Below are 19930 nucleotides of genomic sequence, written 5' to 3'. Positions count from 1 at the left end.
CTTTTTATAGCTTGTCCTCTACAATAAAAAGGAAGCTTTTACTTTCTGATATTTCATAACAAAGAAAGGTGAACGACGCCATGAAAATAAGTGTACGGCGGAGGCTGCTTCTTGCAGGTCAAAGCTGCTTCCTCCTGCTTCTATGCATCGGACTCATCGCAACGAGCTCCGGTTCCTCTTCTGCGCTTGCCGCTTCCAGAGTAAGTGTAGTTGATTCAGTCACACAGGATTTAATACCTTTACTACGGATGGATATCTTACCTTCACCCGGTACAGTCCAGGAATTTGCCAAGAGTACACTGAACAAGCTCGCAGCAGAAGCTCCATTTACAGCCTGGAAGGACGCAGGAATAGAATATTATCCTCTGGGTCCAGGTACTCATAGCTGGCTTGTCAACGTTATGAAAGGTGAACAGCGGATCGGCTACATGATCATTTCCGCTACGGATCAAGGTGGGTATATGCTTAGCGAATATGGAGCTGGCACTTACGGACTCCCCTATAGTTTATTAGAACTGCGCCAATTTTTGGTGCAGGAAGGACTTATACCTTCATCTTATACAGGAAAAATAAAACTCACAGCCTTATATGCACCACTTCTACCCGTATGGAAAATCGTCATTGACGATAAGACGATTTTTATAAATGCTTCCGTACCGCAAGTTTTACCGTGGACGCTTAGTAAAGCGGAAGAAGTACTTAAAGGACAGCAGACAGAAACGGATGTAATCACTAACCTAACTACTGAGTTGTCTCCTCTTTCTGCCTATCAAAGCGGGGGAACAGATGATCCTTATAAAAATATCATGTGGTTGACCTCCCCAAAACTGATTGCTGTAGGTGGAGACAATATCGCCGCACTAATTCGTCCCAAGGAAAGTATTGCTTATCAAGCCGCTGGCCGAAATGATATCGTAGGGGCCCCTTTTATGATTACAGGTTATCAAAACTGGTTGCCTGCTTCGAATAAAACACAAGCAATAAACAACATCCCTACCGTTTATGCAGCATCAGGGCCAGAAGGAAGACGGTATTTGCCACTCACTTCCTTGCAGGCTATCGGAACACTACACAAGCTGCCAGACAAAAATATCTATAACTAAACACAACAAATAACCTTCCGCTGCCACCCTCGACAAGGCACTGGAAGGTTATTTGTTATTTGTGAAATTCAATCCTTATCACTGTGGCTCCATTTGCTTCGCCAAATCGACCAACCAAGCGGAAGCATACCGAACCATTTCTGTGACCACGGCTGCTTTGTAGCCGCTCTACGAGCATGAATGGCACGCGGATCCTCGATATAAACAACTACCTTCTCAGTGATATACTTTACAAGCTCATCGCCGCCGGAAGCCATTTGTAACACCTCCTACATTGTAAGTGAATTAAGATAGCCAGCGTCGTTCCATGCTCTTAGTGTGCACCACCGAGCATATATCTAAACTCTTGTCTCGAATTGTTCGAATAGGTTTACCTATTAAAGCACAATCTAACAAAGAATCTAGGGCACGAGGTTATTCACATGCAAGGAGGAGTTCATTTGAACAATGGGAGAAATAAAGCTTATTCCAAGACAGCAGCTGCAATATGTAGCTTGCGTATTACTTTAACCACAGTTGGACTTCTAATGCTGTTTATGGGGAGTGCATATGCTTCTGCAACTCCATCCAAACCCGTAGTGAATGATGAACGTCAGCATCTCTTAAGCCACGGTCACCGGATGATCTTAATTGACGCAGGACATGGGGGGATCGACGGAGGAACTTCCTACGGGAACATTCTTGAAAAGGATATTACATTAGATATCTCACGCCGATTATTTCTGCTGCTGCGCAGCGATGGATTTGACGTTGCCTTAAATCGTAATGGAGATTACGCCCCAAGCGATGAGAACCGCTGGCTGCGCAGTAAATCCCGGCATCTGCGCGACCTTGCCCAGCGTAAAGAGCTGGCTGAGACATTACCAGCTACTGTAGTCGTCAGCATCCATGTTAACTGGGCACCTTCACCATCCAAGCATGGTCCGCTTGTATTATATCGCCAAGAAGGGCGCAGCTTTATCCTCGCCCAGACCATTCAGCAACAATTAAACAGTCTCTATAATATCCAGGCAGAGACAAGACCGGGTAAACCTTTTTATTTACTCAACAAAATAACCGCCACAACCGTAATTGTTGAGGCGGGTTTTGTAAGCAGTCCGACAGATCGCGAAAAGCTGTGCACCCCTAAAGGGCAACAAGAAATTGCTGAAGCAATTGCTGGCGGCATAGTAGCTTATCTTATGGAAGTGTAGGATTCGAGTTCCATTTCATTTCGTTTTTAACGAGATCAGATATGCCTATAAATTCAACATCACCTTTTATTTGCTCAACACCGCTGCGGATGCCTGCGGCGGTTTCTTTTCCATATACACCAACATGACCAATGGTTACGCAGAATCGTTGATCCTTCGCCAGATTATTTACTAGACCCATTTGTTTCAGCACATGATTAGCTGTGTGTGTATCATCCAAAAAGATATGGTTCTCTACGCGCGGCAGCCCCATTCGATAAGCCATATTGCCAGCAACAGAACGGTAGTTGGTCTTACTGTCCACAAAAAACAATCCCCGCTCTTTGCAGACGGCTAAAATCACACCCATAATCCGTTCGTCCCCGGTAATCTTAGAGCCCATATGGTTGTTTATACCGATAGCATAAGGCACATTATCGAGCGCGGCTTCCACCTTTTGACGCACTTCTTCATCAGACATCTTAGCCAGTATAGCTCCCGGTCCAAGCCATTTAGGATTACCCTGGCGGGGCTCCATTGGCAAATGGACCAGAACATCATCTCCGCGTTCATGCGCGCGTGTGGCGTCCTTCACAGATGTAGGCAAAAAGGGCATAACCGCCACAGTAAGCTTTATTGGCAGCGAAAACATTTCATCCGTCCCTTTCATGCCATTGCCGAAATCGTCAATAATAATTACGACCTTATTACGTTGAGATGTCTTCTCTTCACTTGGTGTGTTTGTAGGGTTGTCTCTGGACTCGGCAGCTGAAACAGACGGTGCCATGGGAGCGATTAAAGTAACCATTAGAGCAGCAACAGCAATCCAAATTAGTAAATAACGATTAAACTTTCGACTGTCCTTCATCAAGAGGAACGCCTCCTTCGTCTTAAACAATTATTCTCATTGTTTGGTTCACGAAGGTTAAATATGTACGGGGAGGGTTCGCAATAATTTACAATCGGGCTTTTTCTATTGTCCCCGCGCGTCTGCGGCAAGAATTGCTTCCAGCACATCCACAGCTTGAACTTCAAAGGGCATATTCCAGATGGGGCTATCCTCAGAACAGCTAGCTTCCGCCACCATCATCAATGGATCAATATCCTTACTGGTAATTCCAAGATCGTTGAGAGTAACGGGAAGACCGATTTTTTTGCAGAAACCAATCACCTGATCAATCTCTTCATATGGTGCTTTCTCCAGTACAAGCTGAACGATCGTAGCAAAAGCAACCTTTTCACCATGAAGAGTATTCCTGCATTCCTCATGCAGCGTCAATCCATTATGAATCGCATGCGCCGCAGCAAGTCCTCCACTTTCAAACCCAATGCCACTCAAGTAAATATTGGCTTCAATGATATGTTCCACCGCAGGAGAGGTGATGCCTTGCTTAACATCTTTTAATGCCGTTTCACCCTCTGCAAGAAGGGTATCCAGACAGGCACGAGCTAATGAAAGGGCTGCAATTGTGCTAGTCCCACCTGCGTGTGTAATTGCCCCAGATTCTCGACAAGCTCTTGCTTCGTAAAAAGTGGACAAAGCGTCTCCCATTCCGGCAACAAGTAATCTTGCAGGAGCTTTAGCAATGATATCGACATCTACGATAACCAGATCAGGATTTCTTTTTAATGGAAGATAACAGTCAAAGTCTCCCTCATCCGTATACAACACTGATAAAGCACTGCAAGGTGCATCCGTTGAAGCCACTGTGGGTACAATAACTACCGGGAGGTTACTCATGTGGCTTACTGCTTTTGCCGTATCTAAGGTCTTGCCGCCGCCAATCCCTATAATGACTTCGGTATCCTTCAAGCCAATTGCGGTTACTAACTCATTAACCTGATTACGGCTACAATCGCCCTTGAATTCACACATCACTAGTGGCATTTCGTTCATTTCAAAACTGTATGTGATCTCTTTTTTGTACACAGAGAAAATATAAGGATCAATAATGGCATAAGCTCTTGTCGCTCCAAGCTGCAAACAATAATCTCCCAGCTTACGAATTTCACCATGTCCTTGTATATATTTAGTCGGTGAGCAGATGATCCGCGTCATGGTTTCACTCCTCCTTTTATTTACATTCATTTTAGAAGGATTGACCACATTCAGCTATTAAAAAGATCCCTTTAACCACCAGCTTAAATAAATCCACCATTGACACGGATCGTCTGACCTGTAACCCACTGTGATTCTTTGCTGGCTAAGAACAACACAATGTTTGAGATATCCTCAGGCTCGCCTAAACGTCCAAAGGAATTCATATTCCCCACGGTTACAATCTCTTCCGCCGATTTCCCTACGGTAAACAACTCCGTATTCACAGGTCCAGGTGAAACAGCATTGATAGTGATTCCTTTTCGTCCAAATTCTTTGGCCAGCTGACGAGTGATTTGTTCCACTGCTCCCTTAGTTCCTGCATAGACGCTGTAGGTCGGGAACATTTGACCCGTAACGGAAGTTGAAAAATTGATAATCCGTCCGTTATCATTCATATATTTAGCTGCTTGCTGGCAAGCAAAAAAGGTGCCTTTTACATTTATCGCAAACTGCTTGTCGAAATCTTCTTCCGTCATATTTAGTATCGGCTTCGTAATCATAATCCCGGCGTTGTTGACGAGAATGTCGAGTTGTCCATAGGCTTCTAGTGTGGTTTGGAATAGTTGTTCAAGTTCTGCCACCTGGCTGATGTCTGCCCGAATAGCGACGGCCTCTCCACCCTTTTGTTTAATACCGGTTACGACTTCCTCGGCTTTGCCGGGGTTACTCGAAAAGTTAACGACCACCTTCGCACCCTGTTGTGCCAAGTTCTCCGCAATCTCCCGGCCCATGCCTCTCGATGCACCTGTTACTAATGCTACTTTTCCAGCTAAATTCTGGTTCATAATTACTCCTCCTATCACTTTGTCCTTCTTGTTGGTCTGATTATAAATCGATCGATCACAAATTACAAGTGACATTTTTTAATATTTGTCATTCGGATTCGTTTTTGCACACGGGATTTATACCGTTTATCTGCCGCTAGTCGCTCGATTCAGACTGATCTACGGGATTTATACCGTTCATCTGCCCCTAGTTGCTCAATTCAGACTAATCAACGGGATTTATACCGTTCATTTACTGCTAGTCGCTCAATTCAAACTAATCTACGGGATTTATACCGTTCATCTGCCGCTAGTCGCTCCATTCAGACTAATTTACGGGATTTATACCGCTCATTCGCAGCAACTCGCACAATTCAATCATATCTACGGGATTTATACCGTTCATTTGCCCCTAGTTGCTCAATTCAGACTAATCAACGGGATTTATACCGTTCATCTGCCGCTAGCCGCTCAATTCAATCAAATCTACGGGATTTATACCGTTCATTCGCCGCTAGTCGCTCAATTCAATCAAATCTACGGGATTTATACCGTTCATTCGCCGCTAGTCGCTCAATTCAATCAAATCTACGGGATTTATACCGTTCATTCGCTACAAGTCGCTCAATTCAGACTAAACTGCGGGATTTATACCGTTCATTCGCCGCTAGTCGCTCGATTCAGCCTAATCTACGGGATTTATACCGTTCATTCGCCGCTAGTCGCTCGATTCAGACTAAACTACGGGATTTATACCGTTCATCTTCTGCTAGTCGCTCCATTCAGACTAATCTACGGGATTTATACCTCTCATTCGCCGTTAGTCGCTCAATTCAATCAAATCCACGGGATTTATACCTCTTTAAGACACAAAAAAACCTCCTGAGTCTCAGAAGGTTTTAAGTAGATGTTACAAAGAAATCCCGGAAATAATCAAATCCCAAACGGAGGCGAAATCCTGATCAATCGTAGCCGACTGCCACTCTATAGCATGTGCTGGATGATGATACCGCGAAGTAGCATTAAAAATTGCTCTAGCCGTTACCACTGGTTCCACCACTCTATACTCTTTGGATTGTATGCCTTTTTCAATAATGCCTGCGATTTGCCCAATTAATTGATCTACGTGTAGGGTAATCATATCCACCGCTTCTAAAGTTACAGCTGCGTACATAGCAAACATTTCGGCATCATCCACAGCATAGGTGCGTTTACTACGAATCAGCGTGTCCATCCATAATCGGAGCTGCTCTTTGGCATTCCCATCAAAATGCTCTGAAATATTCTTTAAAGGCTCTGAAATATTATACTGCAACCATCTTTCGGTTACGGCTTCTCGCAAAGCAGATTTACTGGAAAAATGTCTATACAACGTACCATGACTTACTTTAAGCACCTTCGCTACATCTACAACAGAAGTCTTGTCCGGGCCAAAACGCCGGAGCACTTGTTCAGCCGCGTCCAAAATGTTTTCTTTTGATAATGGAAGATCATTCGACATATGTATTCCCCTCGCTTTCCCCTCGCTCTATCTCTGGTGGTAATTATCATAGCATATTATGTCCAAAAACGAACTGACAATATTACCACTTTGTCATTCGTTAAATCATTATCAGTATATACTCGCACCCAATTATTAAACTTAGGTCCCAGTTTAGTATCTTATTTTCCGTAGCCCCCGTACTACATGAATTCGGACTGAGGAGCCCTTATTTTCAAAAATCACCGTAATTCGCCATGCTATCGGACTCCAATGCGGCTATTCACCCAAATCCCCACCTTTTCGGCATTCTAATGTGCTAATAAGAGCTATGCAGTCCGAAAAGTTAGCCAATCACGCTAAATTGAGCAAATAGCTGCAATACGGTCCGTTACGATGAAGAAGCCCAACATCTAGCAATCCACCTTCTGCCAACCTAACGATTTCACCAAAAACCTCCTTGATCTCTCAAGAAGGCGGGGAATATCAGCTGCTTTTTTGCTCAATCCGATCTAACCTCGTCCTAACAAACTTACCGACATTCGCAATCGCTTGCTGCGCCTCTGGCAGCATATAAGCTAAAAAGTGAAAGACACTCCACATGTTCTCCCATATTTCCAGTTCTACATAAACATCCGCAGCTTGTGCTCGTTCAGCCAACCTCGTTGCATCGCTTAACAATACCTCGTGGTCACCTACTTGAACAAGTAAATCAGGTAATCCCTGCAAATCCATCCTTAAAGGAGATAATATAGGAGCTAGTTCTGTCCGAGCACCTAGATAAAATTCAATTATTCGGTTATTTCCTTTTAAGCTGCCTGTTGGATCAAACTCCGCTCGGCTCAGATACGATTCACCATCCAAATGGACGAGATCTGTATGCGGCGAGATTAAAAAAGCACCCGCCGGCAATTCCCCACCCGCATCCCGTATAGTAATCAACGTCATCAGCGCAAGGCTGGCTCCAACAGAATCCCCTCCAAGCACGACATTCCCGGCAGAATATCCATTCGCGAGCAGCCACAGATAAGCGTCTATACAATCTTCATTAGCAGCCGGATAAGTAAACTCTGGTGCCAAGCGATATTCAATGATTAGGATCTTCGTGCCACTAGATTTTGCAATTCGTGTAACCAAATCCCGATAAAATTCACAAGTCCCCGAAATAAAACCCCCACCGTGGAAATAAAGGATCACTTCATCAGCGGGTGGAGCAGAATTCACAGGAATAATCCACTCTCCGCTTAAGGGTCCAATCATGACCCGCTCGACGATAACATCCGTAGGACTGGGCATGTTCGCAGCCGTCGCGGCCATCTCCTGCCGTATTTGCCCGATAGCCTTGCTATCCCATCGGTTGCTTTGTCGCAAATAATCTTCGATCGCTGCAAGCTGCTCTGTACTTGTCTTTTCCATCTCGTAAATCCCTCCTACAATTCTTTTCAACTCAGATTGTAAAGTCTGTAGGAGACTACAAGGTCAAGTTAAGAATCCATTTTTAGGATTTCGAGCGTGGACTGTACGCCTGGGTGTTTATCTGTGGCTAACAAATTTTTCCTCAAATCTGCGAGGGCTGTTAGTTTTATTTCCTGTTTTGCAATTTCGCCACGAACTCGATCCATTTTCTTATCCACAACAGTTACAAAATCATCAATACTAATGCCGCTGCTTTCAGATTTAGTGAGTGCCTTCTTGATTTCCTTTAAAGTGAAACCACACAGTTTAGCATTATGTATAAAAACAAGGCGGCTAAGCACCTCATCCGAATAAAGACGATAACCAGCTTCCGAACGTAAGGGAGTGCTAATTAATCCGAGCTCTTCATAATACCTTAACGTCTCCATATTCACATTCGCCATTTTGGCAATTTGGCCTCGCAAGTACTCTGTCATAATCAGCGCCCCCTTAGAATCCCCTACATTATACCAAATCCAGAGGCTGCAGAGGACATCAAAAGGACATCAAAAGAACGTCAACAACTACCCAAACTCCCTTTTAAAAACTCCTTATTCACGCACAAAAAAAACGACATTTCTGCCGTTTTCTCATCAATCATTTCCCAATTCACTATACTTCACTTCGAACTGCATTTTTCTGTATGAGCGAAATCTGTCCGGCATGAATGCCTGTATGATACATAAGTCTGCCTATCGCTTCAAGCGGTGTAGATGTGCCAAAAGCCGACTCCACACTCACATTCCACGCTTCTTCCGGAAGCTCCTGCATCGCAGCAGTTAGATTCTCATTGGAAACAGTCAGCAGATCAACGAGTTCACTTAATGTAGAATATGCCGCCTTGTCGCCTTGAGGATTAGGTCTTCCAAAAAACCACTCTGCGAACATAAACTCAACCTCCGCATTATGCTGAATTAATCCCCCAATCGTAGAGTTCCCTAGCTTAAGGTTAAGATCTTCTTCCGGCAAAGCCTTCACCATTTTATGAAATCGCGTTTGCACCGCTTGCCAGATTGGCAACACTAAAGTGAAAGTCATAGATTATTTGCTCCCTTGTACAGTGGCTTCTTCGTCTTTTTTCTTGTCGATCACCACATGGTTGAACAGGTTCGCATCTACGTCGATGTCAAAGGCCAAGCCAAAACCAACAACATAACGCCCTTGGACAGGGGTCAATTCAAACAATGAAAAATCCAATCCACGCAGCAAATTCACCATTGCCGCCCCATGATCAGCATTAAACAATTCAAAGATCTCCTCATACCCGTCATTCCCGATATTGCTTGATGTGCAATTCCACCGCACACGTTCCGTTGCAAATTTATTATTCGTCGCAGACTCATCTGCAATTAGAAGCGCATCTACAAAATCGTTATTTTCCATATATCTGTAATGCTCGGCGATCTTACTAATGTAGATATACAGCTTGCCTTCATGCTTAACAAAAGGAGCATAGCTGATAAAAGGTTTTCCTTCGTCATCAATCAAGCTCAAAATCAGATTTTTACGATTCGCAATAAATTGCAAATAGTTTTCTTTATTTTTTTCAACATCTACAGGCTTCTTCATTATAAAATCCCTCCATTAATAGGTTATGTAATCTAGCCACGAATCTAGCGAATGGTGCTTAGCAAATGAATACGAGGTTTCGTCTCTGTAGGAACATATTGAACTTCGGCATCCATTCGGTATATATCCCGGATCATATCGGTGGTCATAACTTCATTTGGTGTCCCATACATCGCTTTTTCACCCGCCTGCACCACAACAATACTATCACTATAGGTAGAGGCTTGATTGAGGTCATGCAACACCATCACGACAGTCATTCCCATGTCTTGATTTAGCTCACGTACTAACTCAAGAACTTCATGCTGATGCGAAATATCCAAGTAAGTGGTCGGTTCGTCAAGCAACATAACCAAAGGACGCTGCGCCAAGGCCATAGCAATCCAAGCACGCTGTGATTCACCACCGGATAACGAGGAAACGGCTCGATCCTTATAATCCTTTAAATGTGTCTTCTCCAGTGCCCAGTCGACAATGTCCATATCCTCATGATTTAATTTTTCGAACCATTTTTTATGTGGATACCTTCCATAGGAGACGAGATCGATCACAGTCATATCATTAGGTGCTTGGTTCTTCTGGCTCAGCATACACATTTTTCGAGCGACTTGTTTGGCAGTCATAGACTTTAGATCCGTACCCTCGAGTGTGACCGCACCCGTATGATATGGAATTAGCCGTGATACCGCCTTAAGCAATGTAGATTTACCTGAGCCGTTTGGTCCTATAATCGAGACGATTTCACCCTTTTTTACGGAAAAAGAGAAGTTGTTAATAATGTTTTTCTGCTCATACCGGATTGAAATAGAATCGACAGTAAACATGTTAGAACGCCTTCTTTCTCATCAGGTATAGAAAATAAGGTCCACCGATCACCGCCATAAGGATACCCGCAGGAATATCTAAAGGTGCAAATAGGGTACGTCCACCTGTATCTGCTATCAACAATACCAATGCACCAAGTCCCATACTCATCGGCAAAAGAAATTTATAGTCTGAACCCACCAACAATCGAGCCATATGTGGCACAACAAGCCCTACAAAGCCAATCATCCCAATAGCCGCTACAGAGATAGCCGCTAGAAATACTGCCAGCAAGGAAAGTAGAATACGAATTCGGTCCACATTTTCACCTAAATTCGAAGCTACCTGATCCCCTAAACGTATAATATTCGCCTTGCGGATCGCGAAAAAGGATAAGATCCAGCCTGCTATGGCATACGGGAAAACCATCATCAAAGCATTGTTCCCTTTAGCAGCCAGACTGCCGTTTAACCATTGGACCGCTGCCGGAAGTCTGTCGCTGTACATGATGGTCAGGAGTCCTATTAATCCCCCACAAAGAGCATTCACAGCAACTCCTGATAAAATAATAGTGATGGGCGAAATGCCGGTTCTTCTCCACGCTAATGCATATACAATCCCTGCAGCGATTAGTCCACCCACAAAAGCCGCAATTGGAATGAACTCCGTATATTGTGGGGCTGCAAGCATAATGACAAGCACACATGCAGCCGCTCCACTCGTTACACCGGTCAATCCTGGATCAGCAAGTGGGTTGCCCATCACGGCTTGCAGAAGAGCACCCGAAACCGCGATATTTGCCCCAATGATCATCGCCAGTAATACACGCGGCAAACGAATATCCCATATGATGGTCGCATTCACCGCTTTTGCCGCTGAACCAAAGATCGTGCTTAGGATGTCTGGTATAGGAATGTATACTGAGCCTAGTCCAATCGCAATTATAGCGGCAACGAGCGCAAGTGCTAACGTTACAATAACAATAATTCTGCTACGAGATGTATTTATCACTTGCTGTCTCCTTTAATTATTCATAGAAGTATTTTGCAATTTCGGTTAAGGCTGTCTCCGCGTTAATAATCGAAGTGACACCGAATACACTGTAATCTAGAATGTTGATTTTGTTATTTGCATAAGCCGAAAGCTTTGTCCAAGTTTCATTTTTCTCTATTTCTTTTTTGAACTTATCCTCAGTCGCTCCGTGATCGCCTGAAGCGAGTACGAGAATGATGTCTGGATCAGCGGCTACAATGTTCTCCATATTGATAGGTGAGTAAGTGTCAGTAACTTGCAATACAGAAGTTGCGATGTTATCAGCACCAAGCTTTTTAACCAAGCTACCTAAATAAGATTTCTCACTCATGACCATAAAGGAATCTGCGGTTCCGATTACGAGCAGCACGCTTGGCAGTTCTTTACCTTCTGCTAATTGACTCAGCTCATTTTCTTTGTCCAAAATCTTAGTTAAAGCAGCATTCATTTCATCTTTTTTATTAAAATAAGTGCCTAATACTTTGAGACTAAGCTTTAGATCCTCGAATGATTCTGTTCTCAAATATGCTTTTTGTAGGTCGATTCCTTCTAGCGATTTGTCCAACGTGCTGCGAAGAGATTCCGCTCCCAGCAGCAAGTCTGGTTCGAGTTTTGTTACTACCTCCAGATCCGGCGCCATAGGTGATCCAATACGATCAATTGTTTCGAAATCAGCAGGGATTGGATTCGTTGAAGTTGGTACACCTACCGGTGTTATGCCGAGCAAATAAAGCATTTCTGTTAACGGTACAGAAGTTGTTACAATACGCTCCGGTACTTTGGCTGGGAATTGGCTTAACGCTTCGTTGAACAACGCTTCATCCACACCATCATTCTCCAGACTGTACACCTTGCCGGCAGCTTCCGCTGTATTTGCTACTTCTGTAGTTTTTGCTGCATTTGCTTCTTTCGATTCATTAGCAGTTGTATTCGTTACCGCTTCATTTTTTGGATTGTCCGCTGTATTTGTAGACGAACATGCAGTCATTGCCGTAAGCGCTGCAATAACCAGTAGTACTAATATTTTTTTCAAAATCTATCCCTCCAAATATGTATATTTATACGTTTCATGTAGTGATAATGATTTTCATTTTCACTCATCGTTTCCTATGATAATCGTTATCAATGAGAAGTGTCAAGAATTTTATTTTAATTTTAAATAAGAAGGAATTTCATTATTGTCCGTTGAAGCCAACTAGCATTTCTAATAAAAAAGCCACGCCCTATGGGCGTGACTTCAAATAGTGGTGCATGAAATCCAAGCGTTAGTTAGTAACTCCCGTATTTAATATCCCATAATGAATAAGGTCTACAAACTCATTCTCTTTATAAATATGCTGTAACAAAACGCCTTCTTTCAGCATGCCAGATTTTTGCATAACTCGTCCCGAACCAGGATTTGAAGCAAAGAATCTGGCGTACACTTTGTGATAATGTTTTTCTGTAAAAGCAAAATTAATGACCGCTTTTGTTGCTTCTGTAGCATATCCATTACCCCAGTGTTCCTCGCCTATCCAATATCCAAGCTCGCCATTTCTGTGTGTCCGGTTATTTCTCAAACCTATAGCACCATACAGTTCGTTTGTATTTTTATCAGTAATAGCGAATTCATATGAATTATCATTATTGAACTCAACTTCATGTGTTTCAATCCATGATAATGCACAATCAATAGGGTATGGATAAGGTAGAGTTAATGTACTTTTGTAAACATTATAATTATTGCAGAGCTCACTGACACGCTGTGCATCAGACAATGCAAAAGGTCTTAAAATCAATCTTTCAGTAGTAATTGTTCTCTTCTCTGAATTGTACAATGGTGTCCCCCCGTTAAACTAATTATTATAAAACAAATACAAGCCAGATAAACAGAAAACTTGGCCACCACTGCTTGCCCGCTTTCACAAACAGCCAGCCAAATACCAAAGAAAAAGCAGTAATATACAAGCCGCTTTGCAGACCATGCGTCAAATGACCTAATCCCCAAGTCAGCATTAAACCTATTCCCCCATAAGGAAGAGAAGGATTCTTAAACCATACTTCTCCTGCACGCTGCATTAGCGCAACCAATAGTACAACTAGTACAGCTTCCACAATGTAATATATGTTTTGAACCAAGGCAACCCATATGCCCATAAAACCATGTTCTAACTTGAAGTTTTCATATTCTCTATAAATCTGTGGAATGCTCTCCCCATTAATCCAAAATTCCAACACAGCGAACAAAAAGCTTGATATAAAAGCTACAATTAACAAAGGAATGACCTTAGAGCTCCAATGAAAAGATATAACCTGTTCAATCATCTTCCTCTTCCTGAACCAAAGTAGAAACATCATAGCTCCTACTGCCCACAATAGGGTAACTATGCTCCAATGAACAACTAGTACGTACCAAGGGCTGACAAAAAAGTCGTCTATATTAAACAAATCCCCCCATAACCATTGATCTAATCCCATGATGAACATATCCATTCCTAACATTAAAAATACAAGCATTCCTAATAAAAAATATTGAATTCCTGATATATTCCCTTTTTCTTTCACGAAACCTCTCACCCGCCTTATATATTGTCCATTTTTGTACTATATTCCCAAAATTATGATGCTGAAAGTATGGCATCCCCCCATTCTGTTTGTCTGTAACAAATTACTCAATTGAATCAAAGTTAGAAAAATAAAAAAAACAGCACGCATCGATATAAAATCGACGCATGCTGTTTACTTGACCTGGCTTGTCCAAACTAGAATCTAGCCACAAAAAATTCGCGGTCTGCGGGAACGTTAAAGCTTCTTATAGTAGCTCCACTCTCATCTCTTAAAGTGAGAAGATAAGGTACCGATGTTAAGGTACTAATTGTTGGGAATCTAACTACACCAAATTCGTCAAAATCAGCAGTAACCGTTGTAGTTCCAGCTCTCAATGAAGCTGTCCACCCCGTAGTATCTTTAGGTGTACCCGTTGCATTTGTACCAATAGCAACAACAATGAATCTATCCAGAGTCTGTCTAATTCTCCGTTTCTTTCTTGTAGCAGCTGCTTTCGCTTTTTTAGCCGCGAGAACTTTGCTAGCCATAACAGCTTGCTTGTTAACTGGTTTTTTAATCATTGCCATTTATTTCACCACTTTCTTTTTAGGATACGTTAGTAAATGCAAGAATCGTAAGATTTGACCTCTCTTTCACCTACAAATCTGAAAATATGTTAAACCCTAGTTTCATAGTTTCGTGTCCACTAGCTCTGCAGTGCATATAATACCTTCAAGAGGTGATTCATTACTAATGAACGGTCAAAAATGGCTAGAGCAATATCATTCGAAAATGCACCATTCCTTGAGAAAAAGAGTTCAACGTTCCTATTATCCAGGATATAAAGCGAATACCATTCCAGTTATCATTAAATTCAAACAAAAAATAACTACAGCCCAGCTACAGTCTTTACAAAAGCATTTAAAATCCCACGACCTTCCGATCAGACATCATCTTCACCTGCTCAATTCGATATCATCCAAAGTTTCAAAAAGCTGCTTGAACCGGATGTGCCGCTGGGATGGAATCGAGAAAATTTATTTGGATCAAGTCAAAAAAACATCCCTTAATATAGCCACACCATCCATTGGTTCTACAACCGCTCAAAAGAAAAAGGGGCTTACCGGAAAAGGAATAAACATTGCGATTCTTGATACAGGGGTGTATCGTCACCCTGACCTGTTTCGCCCTGTTAACCGTATAGTTGCTTTTAAAGATTTTATCAATCATAGAAAACAGCCCTATGACGATAACGGCCATGGAACTCATATCGCAGGGGATGCAGCAGGCAACGGATGGATGAGTAAAGGAAAATACAAAAGCCCTGCTCCAGAGGCAGGGATAGTAGGTGTCAAAGTACTAGATAAAAATGGCGATGGATATGACTCCACAATCATTAAAGGAATTGAATGGTGTATTGCGAATCGGAGAAGACTTAATCTTCGTATTCTTTCGATGTCGTTCGGGGGTAAGGTGAATCTTCCTTGTTCAGATGATCCACTCTGCCAAGCTGTAGAAAAAGCAATTAAAGCCGGACTTAACGTTGTAATAGCTGCTGGAAACAGCGGCCCGGGACGCAGTACGATCGAATCTCCAGGGATTAGTCCTTCAGCAATTACTGTCGGTGCAGTGGATGACCGTCGCACGCTCACACAAGCGGACGACCGAATCACTTGGTTCTCCAGTCGCGGACCCGCACCGGGAGGAAGGAAGAAACCAGATCTCGTTGCTCCAGGCGAGACGATCATCTCCCTTCGTGCTCCACGATCCAAGCTGGATCGCGAGCTTCCTTATTTGCGGATTGCTAAAGATTACTTTGTGCTGTCCGGTACCAGTGTCTCAACACCTATCGTCTCGGGTGTGATCGCGCAATTACTCCAGAAGAACCCTTCTCTTACGCCTAAGCAAGTAAAATCCATACTAAAAAAGAACACGTATCGCCTTAAACTAAGTCCTAACACAGCAGGATGCGGTGAGATCAATGCGCGGTTTTTATCGTAAATCCGCTTCTTTTTTAAAGGCAGTAATGACGGAAACCGACAAGTCCTCTGTAAATACACCTGTAGGTTCTATTTCTAATAAAGCTGATTTCATATCATCTTCAAAACGTTCTAAGTTATCTCTAAATAATCGCTTAGAAGCATAAGACGTAGAATACAAATTTCCTAGTATCGAATCAACAGTCCAAGTGATGGAATAACTCGGTAATACCTGTCTTTTAACGTCTTTAAAACTGGATCGCTTTACAACATCCTCATGTCTTTCTTGGGGATGTTTATATGTACTTTTTCCGGCTATTCTTTCGTCACCCAACCAGCGTTTCACTACTTCCTCTACCTTTTGTTGCCAAGGTAACGGTTCTTGTTGTTCATTAAAAGTATCAATTACAGCAATACCACCGTTATCATCTAAACTATGATAGAGAACTTCAAGTATGGATTCTCGGTCCATCCAGTGAAACGCCTTAGCCATCATGATGAGACGAAAGGAACCCCAGTCATTGAATAGTTCTTCCGCTCTCCCCTGTTGCCAGCTAACATTCTCAACCCTGTTGTACTGTGATAACAGCTTTGCTTCATCTAGCATCTCTAGTTCAGTATCTACGCCAATGATTTCTTCGAACCAATCCGCAAACCTTAGCGCTAACTGCCCAGTACCACAACCTAAGTCCAGCAACCGGCCCTCTCCGTGAAGTGAGAATTTGTCCACTAGATATCGAATCAGTGAGGACGGATATAGCGGGCGATATCTGGTGTAATAGCTTGCAGTATCTTTGAACAGATCCGGACCATAATCATTCATAGCTGAACTCCCCCTTCTTTTTTACCAAGGACAAAATCATAGCAGATATGTTGTGCAAATAAAAGGCTATCCAGAGCATTCTGGGCAGCCTTTATTTATGTGGATACAGCCCAAAATAATTAAAAATATTGACAATTAACTTCGTTGCATATATGGTTAATTACATAACTAACTAACCAATGAAGTTGGCGGTGAATACATGGGAAACTTAATGGATGATACACGACCGATATTTATGCAGATCGCCGAACGAATAGAAAATGACATCATCGAAGAAACACTGCTGGAGGAATCACAAGTTCCTTCGACAAATCAGTTTGCTGTTTTCTACCAGATCAATCCGGCTACAGCTGCGAAAGGTGTGAATTTGCTTGTGGATCAAGGGATATTGTACAAAAAACGAGGAATCGGTATGTTTGTGGCATCTGGAGCGCGTGCAGTATTGATGGAGAAGAGAAAAGAACAATTTTATGAACAGTATGTAGTAACCATGATCCGTGAAGCTGAAAAATTAGGAATTACGTTGGATCAATTAACAATTATGATTCAGAGGGGAGACAACGAGTCATGAATGAAGTTGTTGAAATCAAAGGATTGACTAAGTCATACGGAAATGTCACTGCCATCCATGAACTCAGTTTTTCTTTGGAGAAAAACAAGATATACGGGCTTCTCGGCAGAAACGGTGCAGGAAAAACCACAATAATGCATATGATCACAGCTCAGCTTTTCCCCACAAGTGGTGTCCTGAACGTATTTGGTGAACATCCGTACGAGAATAACCGGGTTCTCAGGCAGATTTGCTTCATTAAGGAAAGCCAAAGGTATCCGGACACGTACCGAATCATCGATGTACTGGAGGTATCCGAATTATTTTTTCCAAACTTTGATCGGGAATATGCTCACTCTTTAATCAAGGATTTCAATCTGCCATTAAAAAGAAGAATAAAAAAGCTATCCCGAGGTATGCTCTCGGCTGTAGGAATTGTAGTAGGTCTAGCCAGCCGTGCCCCGCTTACCATTTTTGACGAACCCTATTTAGGACTTGATGCTGTAGCTAGAAGCCTGTTTTACGATCGCCTAATTGAAGATTATGCTGAAAATCCACGCACAGTTGTTTTGTCCACCCATTTGATCGATGAGGTAAGTCAGCTTTTAGAGCATGTTATCGTCATCGACAACGGCAAGCTAATTATTAACGAAGATGCTGAAGCCCTTCGCGGGCAAGCTGTTACGGTAATCGGCGCGACAGCGAAGATCGAAGATTTTATCGCCGGCAAACAAGTCATTTCCCGCGAGTCTTTTGGCGGATTGCTTACGGCCACCATTATCGGTTTCAACGCGAAAGATCACGCACATGCTGAAAAGTTAGGCTTAGAGATCTCACCTGTATCTTTACAGCAATTAATCGTTCATCTCACAAATAAAAAAACTCTAGGAAAGGAAGTGACCGTGTAATGAATCCTACGGCAGGCATGATAAAAATGCATTTCAGAGATAAGTGGTTATGGTTGTATATGCCTTGGGTAATCTTGTTATCCAGCTTCTTGGTAAATGTCATCGTCGCTTCTTTCATCCAAGAACCAATCTATACCGGCGGTCTCGTCTCCATCTTCATTTATATGTTAATCACCGGTATACTCATTTTGGTGCAGACCTTCCCTTTTGCTCTGGGCTTAAGTCAACGCAGAACGGATTATTTCATAGGCACTTCCTTAATGGCTATTATAACTAGCGCCACCTACTCAATTCTCCTCTACCTGCTCGCAATCATTGAAAGCAAGCTCACGGGTGGCTGGGGTTTGGAACTACATTATTTTCATTTGCCTTTTTTAAATGATGGTAATGCCATAGAACAGCTGTGGATGTATTTTGTGCTCTTTCTTAATATGTTTTTTCTGGGGCTAATGATATCCAGTATCTTCCGGAGATTTGGCCGAAGCGGTTTGTTCATTTTCTCAGGGGCTATGTTTATCCTGTGCAGTCTCGGTGTATTATTAATGACCTATAATCAGTGGTGGGTAGACCTCTTCAACTGGTTTGCTGGATATACCGCATTTGAACTTGCTTTGTGGTCCATGCCTTTGACAGTTGTGTACGCTCTTTTATCGTTTTTGATGCTGCGTAGAGCAACAGTGTAATTCATTATCCTGTAAAAAAACAGGTGTGTCCCAAAAGCCATGCCGGGTGCACCTGTTTTCTTTCGTGTCTTAGACATTGATCTAGACAACAAACTTTATTGGATTCGAGCATAGTTGCGCGTGCGATGGTACTATCGGATTCTGCGGGGCGAGTAGCTTAGAAGCAAACACAGTGTCGCTATTGCAGATATCGACGGGTCAAAACACAGATTAGTATTTCGCTAATCAGCGCGTCCGAAGGCTCTATCGGACTCCGCTGACCTTATTCGTGGTTTTAGAGCATTTTGGATTCTATCGGATCCAGCTGACCTTATTCGTGGCTTTAGAGCACATTTGGATTTTATCGAGCCAGCTGACCTTTTTCGTGGTTTTAGAGCACATTTGGATTCTATCGGACCCAGCTGACCTTATTCGTGGTTTTAGAGCACATTTGGATTCCTATCGGACCCTACAGTCGCTATTGGTATAAAAAATGCCTAATTCGTTCCTTTTTCCATGCAATAGCTGCACTGGGGTCCGATACTACGCTCAAAAGGCGATAAATGAGCAAATAGCTTCATCTGGGTCCGTTAGCCTCAGGTGATGATGACGACTCCGCGGGGCGAATAGCTTAGAAGCAAAATAAAAATTAGTATTTCTCCAATCTGCGCGTGGAGAGACGCTATCGGACCAACTGACTTTATTCGCAGCTTTAGAGCACATTTAGATTCCTATCGGACCACGTTGACCTTATTCGTGGCTTTAGAGCACATTTGGATTCCTATCGGACCCCACAGTCGCTATTGGCATAAAAAACGCCAATTGTGATCCTTTTTCCATGCAATAGCTGCACTGGGGTCCGATACTATGCTCAAAAGGCGATAAATGAGCAAATAGCTTCATCTGGGTCCGTTAGCCTCAGGTGACGTATCTTAAGGATATCTTCCTCTTTCGCACTACCGTCTGCTGAAAAACATAAAAAAAGGATTATAAACCTGCTAC

General features: G+C 42.8%; 23 protein-coding genes. 7 read left to right on the top strand and 16 right to left on the bottom strand.

Annotation, left to right across the window (positions count from 1 at the left end):
- Nucleotides 1–80: 80 nt before the first annotated feature.
- Entirely contained in the window at nt 81–1103 is a 1023-nt protein-coding gene (locus MKY14_RS01745; protein WP_340975628.1) for a hypothetical protein, read from the top strand.
- A 68-nt stretch (nt 1104–1171) separates the two neighbouring features.
- On the opposite strand, the gene MKY14_RS01740 is transcribed toward MKY14_RS01745, so the two are convergent.
- Complete coding sequence (locus MKY14_RS01740) at nt 1172–1360, bottom strand: YqzE family protein (RefSeq protein ID WP_036689445.1); 189 nt, start codon at nt 1358–1360, stop codon at nt 1172–1174.
- A gap of 183 nt (nt 1361–1543) precedes the next feature.
- Between MKY14_RS01740 and MKY14_RS01735 the strand changes: the two genes are divergently transcribed.
- A complete protein-coding gene (locus tag MKY14_RS01735; protein WP_248549233.1) occupies nt 1544–2296 on the top strand; it encodes an N-acetylmuramoyl-L-alanine amidase in 753 nt (250 codons plus the stop codon).
- Here MKY14_RS01735 and MKY14_RS01730 read toward each other — a convergent pair.
- The 3 genes from MKY14_RS01730 to MKY14_RS01720 form a co-directional block, all read right to left on the bottom strand.
- On the bottom strand, nt 2283–3143 hold the full coding sequence (locus MKY14_RS01730; protein WP_248549234.1) for a divergent polysaccharide deacetylase family protein: 861 nt from the start codon (nt 3141–3143) through the stop codon (nt 2283–2285). The genes MKY14_RS01735 and MKY14_RS01730 overlap by 14 nt on opposite strands.
- A gap of 105 nt (nt 3144–3248) precedes the next feature.
- Nucleotides 3249–4334: a glycerol dehydrogenase gene (locus MKY14_RS01725; protein WP_339190509.1), complete on the bottom strand. Its 1086-nt coding sequence runs from the start codon at nt 4332–4334 to the stop codon at nt 3249–3251.
- A gap of 83 nt (nt 4335–4417) precedes the next feature.
- Entirely contained in the window at nt 4418–5161 is a 744-nt protein-coding gene (locus tag MKY14_RS01720; RefSeq protein ID WP_340975626.1) for an SDR family oxidoreductase, read from the bottom strand.
- 85 nt (nt 5162–5246) lie between these two features.
- Between MKY14_RS01720 and MKY14_RS01715 the strand changes: the two genes are divergently transcribed.
- A complete protein-coding gene (locus MKY14_RS01715) occupies nt 5247–6026 on the top strand; it encodes a hypothetical protein (RefSeq protein WP_340975625.1) in 780 nt (259 codons plus the stop codon).
- 24 nt (nt 6027–6050) lie between these two features.
- Here the strand turns inward: MKY14_RS01715 and MKY14_RS01710 are convergent, their stop codons facing one another.
- The 11 genes from MKY14_RS01710 to MKY14_RS01660 form a co-directional block, all read right to left on the bottom strand.
- Nucleotides 6051–6641, bottom strand: a complete 591-nt coding sequence (locus tag MKY14_RS01710) for a TetR family transcriptional regulator (RefSeq protein WP_076186459.1) — start codon at nt 6639–6641, stop codon at nt 6051–6053.
- A 465-nt stretch (nt 6642–7106) separates the two neighbouring features.
- Entirely contained in the window at nt 7107–8036 is a 930-nt protein-coding gene (locus MKY14_RS01705) for an alpha/beta hydrolase (RefSeq protein WP_340393972.1), read from the bottom strand.
- Between the two features lie 68 nt (nt 8037–8104).
- Nucleotides 8105–8512 carry a MerR family transcriptional regulator gene (locus MKY14_RS01700; protein WP_051491619.1) on the bottom strand — a complete coding sequence of 136 codons (408 nt, stop codon included), beginning with the start codon at nt 8510–8512 and terminating at the stop codon, nt 8105–8107.
- 175 nt (nt 8513–8687) lie between these two features.
- A complete protein-coding gene (locus MKY14_RS01695) occupies nt 8688–9113 on the bottom strand; it encodes a DinB family protein (protein ID WP_340393970.1) in 426 nt (141 codons plus the stop codon).
- Nucleotides 9114–9116: 3 nt separating this feature from the next.
- Entirely contained in the window at nt 9117–9644 is a 528-nt protein-coding gene (locus MKY14_RS01690) for a HugZ family pyridoxamine 5'-phosphate oxidase (RefSeq protein WP_076280563.1), read from the bottom strand.
- A gap of 44 nt (nt 9645–9688) precedes the next feature.
- Nucleotides 9689–10468: an ABC transporter ATP-binding protein gene (locus MKY14_RS01685; protein WP_076304825.1), complete on the bottom strand. Its 780-nt coding sequence runs from the start codon at nt 10466–10468 to the stop codon at nt 9689–9691.
- Nucleotide 10469: 1 nt separating this feature from the next.
- Nucleotides 10470–11459: a FecCD family ABC transporter permease gene (locus tag MKY14_RS01680; protein WP_051491618.1), complete on the bottom strand. Its 990-nt coding sequence runs from the start codon at nt 11457–11459 to the stop codon at nt 10470–10472.
- Between the two features lie 16 nt (nt 11460–11475).
- Nucleotides 11476–12513 carry an ABC transporter substrate-binding protein gene (locus tag MKY14_RS01675; RefSeq protein WP_081391904.1) on the bottom strand — a complete coding sequence of 346 codons (1038 nt, stop codon included), beginning with the start codon at nt 12511–12513 and terminating at the stop codon, nt 11476–11478.
- Nucleotides 12514–12745: 232 nt separating this feature from the next.
- Nucleotides 12746–13297 carry a GNAT family N-acetyltransferase gene (locus MKY14_RS01670; RefSeq protein ID WP_076280935.1) on the bottom strand — a complete coding sequence of 184 codons (552 nt, stop codon included), beginning with the start codon at nt 13295–13297 and terminating at the stop codon, nt 12746–12748.
- 25 nt (nt 13298–13322) lie between these two features.
- Complete coding sequence (locus tag MKY14_RS01665; RefSeq protein ID WP_076304824.1) at nt 13323–14024, bottom strand: hypothetical protein; 702 nt, start codon at nt 14022–14024, stop codon at nt 13323–13325.
- A gap of 197 nt (nt 14025–14221) precedes the next feature.
- A complete protein-coding gene (locus tag MKY14_RS01660; protein WP_081383124.1) occupies nt 14222–14593 on the bottom strand; it encodes a hypothetical protein in 372 nt (123 codons plus the stop codon).
- 166 nt (nt 14594–14759) lie between these two features.
- Here MKY14_RS01660 and MKY14_RS01655 point away from each other — a divergent pair, with 166 nt between their 5' ends.
- Nucleotides 14760–16007 (top strand): S8 family peptidase, encoded by a 1248-nt coding sequence (locus tag MKY14_RS01655; protein ID WP_340393966.1) that lies wholly within the window; start codon nt 14760–14762, stop codon nt 16005–16007.
- On the opposite strand, the gene MKY14_RS01650 is transcribed toward MKY14_RS01655, so the two are convergent.
- Nucleotides 15999–16808, bottom strand: a complete 810-nt coding sequence (locus MKY14_RS01650) for a class I SAM-dependent methyltransferase (protein WP_076304822.1) — start codon at nt 16806–16808, stop codon at nt 15999–16001. The two genes, MKY14_RS01655 and MKY14_RS01650, sit on opposite strands and share 9 nt — an antisense overlap.
- Before the next feature lie 199 nt (nt 16809–17007).
- Here MKY14_RS01650 and MKY14_RS01645 point away from each other — a divergent pair, with 199 nt between their 5' ends.
- From MKY14_RS01645 to MKY14_RS01635, 3 genes are read left to right on the top strand one after another with little or no spacing between them, the layout of a single operon-like run.
- Entirely contained in the window at nt 17008–17379 is a 372-nt protein-coding gene (locus tag MKY14_RS01645) for a GntR family transcriptional regulator (RefSeq protein WP_340393964.1), read from the top strand.
- Nucleotides 17376–18266: an ABC transporter ATP-binding protein gene (locus tag MKY14_RS01640; RefSeq protein ID WP_076301198.1), complete on the top strand. Its 891-nt coding sequence runs from the start codon at nt 17376–17378 to the stop codon at nt 18264–18266. The genes MKY14_RS01645 and MKY14_RS01640 overlap by 4 nt, the downstream gene beginning before the upstream one ends.
- Nucleotides 18266–18949 (top strand): hypothetical protein, encoded by a 684-nt coding sequence (locus MKY14_RS01635; RefSeq protein WP_076277473.1) that lies wholly within the window; start codon nt 18266–18268, stop codon nt 18947–18949. The genes MKY14_RS01640 and MKY14_RS01635 overlap by 1 nt, the downstream gene beginning before the upstream one ends.
- The last annotated feature ends 981 nt before the right edge of the window (nt 18950–19930 follow it).

The organism is Paenibacillus sp. FSL R5-0887 (assembly GCF_038002305.1).
In the GTDB taxonomy this organism is placed as follows: Bacteria; Bacillota; Bacilli; order Paenibacillales; family Paenibacillaceae; genus Paenibacillus_AQ; species Paenibacillus_AQ odorifer.
Note: the sequence above shows the minus strand (reverse complement) of the source record. Positions and strands in the feature narration are given on the sequence as shown.